Origin of the sequence: uncultured Nostoc sp. (assembly GCF_964245575.1) — a bacterium.
Classification (GTDB): domain Bacteria; phylum Cyanobacteriota; class Cyanobacteriia; order Cyanobacteriales; family Nostocaceae; genus Nostoc.
This window is the reverse complement of sequence record NZ_CAXTNP010000311.1, coordinates 1-8253: the sequence shown is the minus strand read 5'-3', so window position 1 is coordinate 8253 and position 8253 is coordinate 1. Positions and strand designations below refer to the sequence as shown.

The window sequence follows — 8253 nt, the reverse complement described above, 5'->3', positions numbered from 1 at the left end:
CCCCAATACCCAATCCCCAATCCCCAATCCCCAATCTATATGCATCTTGTGGAAGTTCGTCAAATATCGATATCCATAGGAGACTAGAGAAAGAAGAACAAAATATATCTGACACGTTTTCAAGCAGCGAAGGCTGTAACTAGCTAAGGAGGATTTATGCGTGCAGTACTGATGGCGGGGGGTTCGGGAACGCGGCTTCGCCCGTTAACTTGCGATCTGCCTAAACCGATGGTGCCGATCCTTAATCGACCAATAGCCGAACATATTATCAATCTCCTCAAACGACATCAAATTACAGAAGTTATCGCGACATTGCATTATTTACCTGATGTCTTGCGAGACTATTTTCAAGATGGCAGTGATTTTGGCGTCCAGATGACATACGCCGTCGAAGAAGATCAGCCTTTAGGTACAGCAGGCTGTGTGAAAAACATTGCCGAACTTCTTGATGAAACCTTTTTAGTCATTAGCGGTGATAGCATAACAGATTTTGACCTGACAGCAGCGATCGCATTTCATAAACAAAATAAGTCAAAAGCTACTTTGATTTTAACCAGGGTTCCCAACCCGATTGAATTTGGGGTGGTGATTACCGATGAGCAAGCACGGATTCGGCGATTTTTAGAAAAACCCTCTAGTAGTGAAATTTTTTCTGATACCGTTAATACTGGCACTTACATTCTCGAACCAGAAGTTTTGGAATATCTGCCAGCAAACATTGAATGTGACTTTTCCAAAGACTTGTTTCCCTTGTTACTAGCAAAAGATGAGCCAATGTATGGTTACATCGCTCAAGGTTACTGGTGCGATGTTGGTCACTTAGATGCTTATCGAGAGGCTCAGTATGACGCTTTAGATGGGAAAGTGCAATTAGATTATGCCTATAAACAAGTTTCTCATAAGTTATGGGTAGGTCAAAATACTTACATCGACCAAACGGCTGTGATTGAAGCCCCAGCAGTAATTGGTGATAATTGCCGCATCGGTGCAAGAGTCCAGATTGAGGCAGGAACCGTAATTGGTGATAATGTCACTATTGGCGCTGATGCGAATCTCAAACGTCCCATAGTGTGGAATGGGGCATTTATTGGCGAAGAAGCAGCTCTTTCTGCCTGCGTGATTTCCCGTGGCGCTCGTGTAGACCGCCGCGCTCAAGTATTAGAAGCTGCTGTTGTGGGTTCGCTTTCCACGGTGGGAGAAGAAGCCCAAATTAGCCCTGGGGTGCGCGTTTGGCCTAGTAAAAAGATTGAGTCAGGGGCAGTTTTAAACATTAACTTGATTTGGGGGAATACCGCCCAACGGAATTTATTCGGGCAACGTGGTGTGCAAGGATTAGCTAATATCGACATTACCCCAGAATTCGCTGTGAAATTGGGAGCTGCTTACGGTTCTACCTTAAAACCTGGTTCTAAGGTAACGGTTTCCCGTGACCAGCGTAATGTCTCTCGGATGGTGACGCGATCACTCATTGCTGGTTTAATGTCAGTAGCTGTTGACATTCAAAACCTCGATGCCACAGCTATCCCCATCGCCCGCACGGTTATACCCACAATGTCGGTAGCTGGTGGTATCCATGTGCGGGTTCACCCCGATCGCCCTGACTACATTCTGATTGAATTCATGGATACCAAAGGCATTAATATCTCCAAAGCCCTAGAAAAGAAAATTGAAGGGGCTTACTTTAAGGAGGATATGCGGCGGGCGCTAATTCATGAAATTGGCGATGTGTCTTACCCCAGCCAAGTGAATGACCGCTACTGCACTGCTTTTGAAAAACTGTTGCATGTTCATACACTCCGCAACAGCAGAGCAAAAGTGGTGATTGACTATGTTTATGCCGTATCGGGGGCAGTTTTACCCCAAATGTTGGATAAATTTGGTGCTGATGCAGTGGTACTAAATGCCAGTGTCACTAAAACAGCGATGTCAATCACTGACCGTGAAGGACTGCTGACTCAATTAGGTCATGTAGTCGAGGCATTGAAAGCTAACTTTGGTGTCCAAGTATCTGCTAATGGAGAACAGCTAATTTTAGTTGATGAATCAGGCTACCCAATTCGTGGGGAAACTTTAACAGCACTGATGGTAGACATGATTCTGACGGCTAACCCCAGAGGAACTGTAGTTGTGCCAGTTCATGCTTCCAGTGCTATTGAACAAGTCGCCCGTCGCCATGATGGTAGAGTGATTCGCACTAAAGCCAACCCTACAGCTTTAATGGAGGCTTGTCAGAAAAACCCGAATGTGGTTTTAGGAGGTAGTGGAGATACTGGTTTTATTTTCCCGCAACTGCATCCGGGATTTGATGCCATGTTCTGCATTGCGAAGATAATTGAGATGTTGACTATACAGGAGCGATCGCTTGCTGCTGCGCGGTCAGAATTGCCCCGTGTAATTCACAAAACTTATACAGTTCGCTGTCCGTGGACAGCTAAGGGTGCTTTGATGCGTTACTTAGTGGAAACTCATCCAGCCCAAAACCTAGAACTCATCGATGGAGTGAAAATTTGTCAGCCCTACGATGACAGTTGGCTGTTAGTTTTACCAGACGCTAGCGAACCACTGGTGCATTTGTATGCAAATAGCAATGATCGCGATTGGGTAGATGAGACTGTAAGAAACTACCGCACCCGTGTCCAGACTTTTGTGGAAAGACAACAAGAATATCAACCCGCCGAAGCGTAATTCGTAATTCGTAATTCGTAATTCGTAATTCGTAATTTAATTTTTTAATTACGAGCTACGAATTATGTTCACCACCCGCCCAACTATCGGAAGGAAAGTAGGCTTTCACATTTGCCTCTGTAGTTTACTCAAAGTCTTAAAAATTGACCAAAAATATAGGTAATTTATATTTATAAATTATTCAATCTAAAATACTATCAAATAAAGAATATAACAATCCTAAATTATTCGTTAAAAGTTAAACCCCCAACTTATTTAAGAAGTCGGGGATCTGGACACAGCGAATTTTCACAAATTAAATATAATTCCTATGGCTAACCCTCCCAGAATGCTTTGAGAAGGGTTCAAAATTATTATTGAGAACATTCTGGTAAATTTTTCTCAGCGTAATTGCAATCAAAATAAATTAAAGCTTCTCTACTAGAGGGGAATCTTGTAGTTGTGGTGTATGGGTGACTATTTGGACTTGCTTCATATAACCAAATTTTCAAATAGTAATGACTATTATCATCGGTAGACCATAATTCATAACGGTAATCACCTCCTGAACCCTGACTAGTTAAATAGTCAGCTAGTGCTTTATTTGATGCAGATAGCAAGCTCAATACAGTCAAAACAGGAATTACGGCTACTTTTAGTATTTGGATTAATTTCATAAATGCACAAAAAATTTACCTTCTCTAGCTCAATACGGTTCAGTTAAGACTAAAACTCTTTGTTAAAGTCAATTTTTTTAACGAACCGCCTTTCCTTCCCTACGGGACGCTGCGCGAACGGAACGCTATGCGTTCGCGCAGCGTCTCTAAGAGTTGGACGCAAAGAGAAGAAAAAAATGCTTAACTGAACTGTATTGTTCTCTAGCTTCCTATACCGATGTATTTTTTCAAATCGGTAATAACTCGGAATATTGTGTGAGGATATCGTAAGCCACTTACAAGAAGTTGGGGTGGAATGATCCGCCGCCCACCTTTTCGGTTTGTTTGCTGAAATACTTTACAAAATTTTACTTGGCTCAAATGATAAAAAGTTTCAATAAGTCTGGTAGGATATCTTCAGGTTTATTGAGATAGATATTCATTAAGTGAAGAATGAATATCTATCTCAATAAGGCAAATAGATATCCTGGCGATCGCAAATCCATATATCAGGTGAAAATATGTCCAAAAAAATCGGTCTGTTCTACGGTACTCAAACTGGCAACACTGAATCTGATGCTGAAAAAATTCGGGATGAGTTTGGTGGTGATGTTGTAACATTACATGCCATTTATGAGGCGGATACTAGCACTTTTGATGAGTATGACTTGCTGATTATTGGCTCTCCCACTTGGGATATTGGTCAACTTCAGAGCGATTGGGAAGGTTTTTTCTCCGATCTGGATGAAATAGATTTTAGTGGTAAGCTGGTTGCCTATTTTGGCGATGGAGACCAATATGGCTATGCCGATAACTTCCAGGATGCAATCGGAATTCTGGAAGAAAAAATTTCCCAGCGAGGCGGTAAAACTGTTGGTTACTGGCCAACTGAGGGTTATGACTTTGAGAATTCTAGAGCTTTGAAAAATGGCAAGTTTGTTGGGCTAGCACTTGATGAAGGTAGTCAATCTGAGCTAACAGATCAGCGAATTAAAACTTGGGTTGCTCAGTTGAAGACAGAATTTGGTTTGTAGAGATTAGGGTAGCACAGCTAGCTGTGCGCCTTTATTGAAATTGATAATTTAGAAGTTATAGGTATTTATGTCTGATTCATTTGATGTTTTGTGGTTAAGTGCTAGTCCTGTTTTGCAGCGTTTTGATAAACCATTACTTGAATATTTATCTGGGTATATAAGGGTCGCCCAGTGGGAATACCAGCAAACTAAAGATGAAGCTAGTTCCATAGATCAAGCTGTGGAGTTGCTATATGAGTTTTTAGAATGGCGCGATCGCCCCGTGCATCTAGCAGGACATGCGATGGGTGGTGCGATCGCCTTAAGCTTTGCGCGACGATTTCCGCAAAAAGTGCGATCGCTCACCTTGCTGGCTGTAGCAGCTCAACCTGCAAACAATTGGCAGGCTCACTATTACTTTCAACGACAGCTTTTTAGCATCAGCCGTGAGCTAGTTTTAGCAAGCAGCGTTCGCAGTCTTTTTGGAAAGCAATCGCCTCATACTACTAAAAAGTTAGTAGCTGCTTTAGATAAAGATTTAGAACAATCTCCATCATCACACTCTTTATTTAAGTTGGTTTATTTACCCAAGGGTGGAGTTTCTATGCCAATGATGGTATGTGGTAGTAAGAGCGATCCAGTAGTCAACCCAACTGTATTGCATGACTGGTTGAATTGGTTGAAGCCAGAAGATAAACTCTGGGAATGCCCAGAAGGATATCATTTTTTTCACTACTTCTATCCTCAACAGGTTGGTGAAGAAATTTTGAGTTTTTGGCAAAGTCACCATCCGCATCTACTGGAAGCATCTGCACTATCTTTTAGCACTTCTACAAATTAGTAACTTTGAGAGTGCGATGCCTACGGTGTGCTATGCCTACGCTGTTGTTAAATTTGAGGTGTTTTGGGGTGCGTTCGCCTTTGGGGTTGGTGCTGCGATCGCTAATCATTTTACCACTCATTATTGATGGTTCATCCTTTCAAGCTGGGTGTAATCATTCGGATAGGCGTTCTCGAAAATAAAAGCGATATAAATTACAAAGGCATTGAACTTCATTTCCTTTAAATTTAATTAAGCCCAGACTGCGTAATTTAAAACTTTGTGCAGAGTCTAACTTCACAGGAATATCACTCTTGATCACTTTTTGGATCGCTGTTTTTAACAATAAATCTTCTTCCAGCAATGAAAGATAGGGATGTAAAAAGCCTCTAAATAATCCCTCGTCAGTGGGAGCAACTTTCAGAAATTGCTCTAAAGTTAAATTACCTGTGGCAATTTGATAAAGAGCAGTCCTTAATAAATAAGGATGGCCATCAATCATTCCCCTTAATTGTTCGATTTGTGTATCCGACCAATTTAATTTATGTCGTTGGACTAATTCTTTTATTTGTGTGGCGTTGAATTCTCCTATTTCAACAGATAAACCCACATTAAAGGGGGACTGATTGACATTTAGGGAAACATATACTTCTTGAGAATGAGCAATTACTAAACGCAATTTTTGCCAAATTTCTTCGTTTTTGCCGTTTTCATGCCAAGCTCGGAGTAGAGCAAAAAATTCTTCAGAAATTGTTGATGTGGCTGAGAAATTTATTTTTGCTAATTGTTACAATCCGCAAGTTGCAGGGATGATTTTTAGAAATCACAATCAATGATTTGAGATGAAGATAGGAGCAGTGTCTCTATTTATCACTAAAGATGTCTTTTTTAGAGGAATTTGCTACTTTTTAGTAATATCAAAGACTCTAAATTAGCTCTTCTCAATTCCCTTTGTGTTGTTTGTTTTTTTTTCTTTGGGTTTCCGATTGCTTAGTGCCAGATATCGAATCTCCTAAAGCCTAATTTCTTTAGATTTGGATGTTAATTCTATTTTGAGTTTTTCAGCAGCATAATTTAATTTATTTTTTTCTACTTCTAAACTCTTTTTAACCTTTTGAACTTTATCTAAATATTCCTTAGTTTTTTTAGCTTTTTCTTGAGCGTTATTGACTGCTAGCCGCTGTGTTTCCATTTGCTCATTTAAGCCTGCTAAATGCTTCTTACTAATATTAAGTTCTCGGTTAGCTTGGTCAGATTTATTTTCAGCTTGTGTAGCGATTCTTTTAGCATTTTCAGCTTTTTCTTGTTCATTTATTGCTTTACTACTAGCTATAAATGCCACTATTACAGATACACCTAAAGTAATAAATAGAACGATAACTCCTAAACGTGTTCTTTTCCTAGCAGTTACCAATTGTCTTTCTGCTTCCTGTTTAGCCTCAGCTTCAATTTCTCTAGCCCTTTCTGCTGCTTCTTTTTCTTTCCTTTCTCTTTCTAATTCTGCCTGTATTTCTGTTTCTGCTAGTTCCTCTTCTCGCTCTCGTTTACGACTAGCTGCTAAAAATTCCAAATCTTGAAAACCTAAATTTTTATCCTTTGCCCAAGTTGACGCTTCTACTAAAGCTTTTCCCCGCAATAACCGAGACTCATCCTGCTTGACTGATAAAATCCACTGACGATAATTCTCTGCATAAGGACGCAAACTGGCTAAACTTTTCTTAATCCATAAGCTGTCAAAAATGGTTTGATAAATCCGATTATAAACTTTTAATTTATTCCCTTTGTTAACAACGATTCCCGCTAACTGTAAATCACTCTGTTCAATACTACTATCAATATCAATTCCGCCTGAGTGCCATACTTGTTGATATAAATCTAATAAGTATGCTGCTTTCTGTTCATCTCTTTTTAAAATCCTATCCCGAATCGTTCTAAAGTGTTCCGGTTCATCTTGAGATTCCCAATTATGAATCACTCTATCTCTGACTAAATTCTCGACAAAAAGAGCTTCTTCACCTGGGAGAATTCCAGTTGCAGATTTACGGACAAATTCACAGACTTTCTGAGTCAAAAATGGCTGTCCTCCAGTCCAGTCTAAAATCGCTTTGAGTACGGCTTCCGGGTTGCTAGTTTTTCCAGAGAATCCCTTAATTAAAGGTAAAGCTTCTGCAAATTCAAATCCGGTTAATTCGATTCCTTTGCCAATATTAAAAGGAGTGCGCTTTTTATCTTGAATTAACTCAGAAGGGGTAGCTACTCCCAAAAGCACAAAAGTAATGCGTTGATATTCGGGATTATCAACTCTTTGATTAAACAATGCTCGAATTAAAGCAAAAAAATCATCAACCGGAAATTTTAAACTGAGAACACTATCAATTTCATCTATAAAAATAACAATCTGTGTGGAAACTAATTTGAGTAATCTGTCAATAAACTTCCCAAAAATCTGCACATCAGAAAAGCGGGAATTTTCTTCCCAGAACTCATCTATATCAAACTGCTCACCTAAGTTTAAACTTTCAGAACCGGCAATAGTATCAATAATCCCAGAATACCATTGTTCAGACTTTAGCCCGGATGTCCCAATTGCGGTTAAATCAATAGATACACAAGCAATTCCTTCACGCTGTAACGTTTGCATTGTGCGGACACGCAAACTGGATTTACCCATTTGTCGAGAGTTGAGGACAAAACAAAACTCTCCAGCTTTCACAGCCTGATACAAATCTGCATCAGCTTGGCGTGTGACGTAGGTAGGTGCATTAGCAGGAAGACTACCACCAAATTGATATTGATAATCTTGGGGAACAGGCGAGTTCATAGTCATACTCTACATGGCTAATACTCAGGTGATATGTCAATTAAGACACAATATACTACTTGAAGGCTGAAGTTTCTTTCATAAGTGCATGAAAATTTTGATTGACCAATTAGGAGAAGCAAGCTACAACCCAATCTACAATATCAGGCGATCGCGTAGCCCAGAGCAGGCATCGCACTTTTGATCTCAATGTCTGAGCCGTCCCCCCTTACTAAGCTACCGTGTACACACAAGTCTGAAATAGCTGATTAACCAGGATTTTACCCCACCCTAACCCTC

The 8253-nt window shown here is 40.1% G+C and carries 7 protein-coding genes; 3 read left to right on the top strand and 4 right to left on the bottom strand.

Annotated features, from left to right (window positions below; genetic code table 11):
- The first annotated feature begins 156 nt into the window (after nt 1-156).
- Nucleotides 157-2685, top strand: coding sequence for a sugar phosphate nucleotidyltransferase (locus tag ACFFAP_RS32520; protein WP_375515084.1), 2529 nt, complete (start codon nt 157-159; stop codon nt 2683-2685).
- Nucleotides 2686-3038: 353 nt separating this feature from the next.
- Here ACFFAP_RS32520 and ACFFAP_RS32515 read toward each other — a convergent pair whose 3' ends face one another.
- The gene (locus tag ACFFAP_RS32515) at nt 3039-3341 is read right to left on the bottom strand and encodes a hypothetical protein (protein ID WP_375515083.1); all 303 of its coding nucleotides are present in this window, start codon (nt 3339-3341) and stop codon (nt 3039-3041) included.
- Nucleotides 3342-3841: 500 nt separating this feature from the next.
- Between ACFFAP_RS32515 and fldA the strand changes: the two genes are divergently transcribed.
- Nucleotides 3842-4354 carry a flavodoxin FldA gene (fldA, locus tag ACFFAP_RS32510; RefSeq protein WP_375515082.1) on the top strand — a complete coding sequence of 171 codons (513 nt, stop codon included), beginning with the start codon at nt 3842-3844 and terminating at the stop codon, nt 4352-4354.
- Between the two features lie 67 nt (nt 4355-4421).
- Complete coding sequence (locus tag ACFFAP_RS32505; RefSeq protein ID WP_375515081.1) at nt 4422-5174, top strand: alpha/beta fold hydrolase; 753 nt, start codon at nt 4422-4424, stop codon at nt 5172-5174.
- Here ACFFAP_RS32505 and ACFFAP_RS32500 read toward each other — a convergent pair.
- From ACFFAP_RS32500 to ACFFAP_RS32490, 3 genes are all read right to left on the bottom strand, one after another.
- Nucleotides 5164-5295: a hypothetical protein gene (locus ACFFAP_RS32500; protein ID WP_375515080.1), complete on the bottom strand. Its 132-nt coding sequence runs from the start codon at nt 5293-5295 to the stop codon at nt 5164-5166. The genes ACFFAP_RS32505 and ACFFAP_RS32500 overlap by 11 nt on opposite strands.
- Before the next feature lie 33 nt (nt 5296-5328).
- Nucleotides 5329-5904, bottom strand: coding sequence for an AAA-like domain-containing protein (locus ACFFAP_RS32495; protein ID WP_375515085.1), 576 nt, complete (start codon nt 5902-5904; stop codon nt 5329-5331).
- A gap of 261 nt (nt 5905-6165) precedes the next feature.
- A complete protein-coding gene (locus tag ACFFAP_RS32490) occupies nt 6166-7974 on the bottom strand; it encodes an AAA-like domain-containing protein (protein WP_375515079.1) in 1809 nt (602 codons plus the stop codon).
- Between the last annotated feature and the right edge of the window lie 279 nt (nt 7975-8253).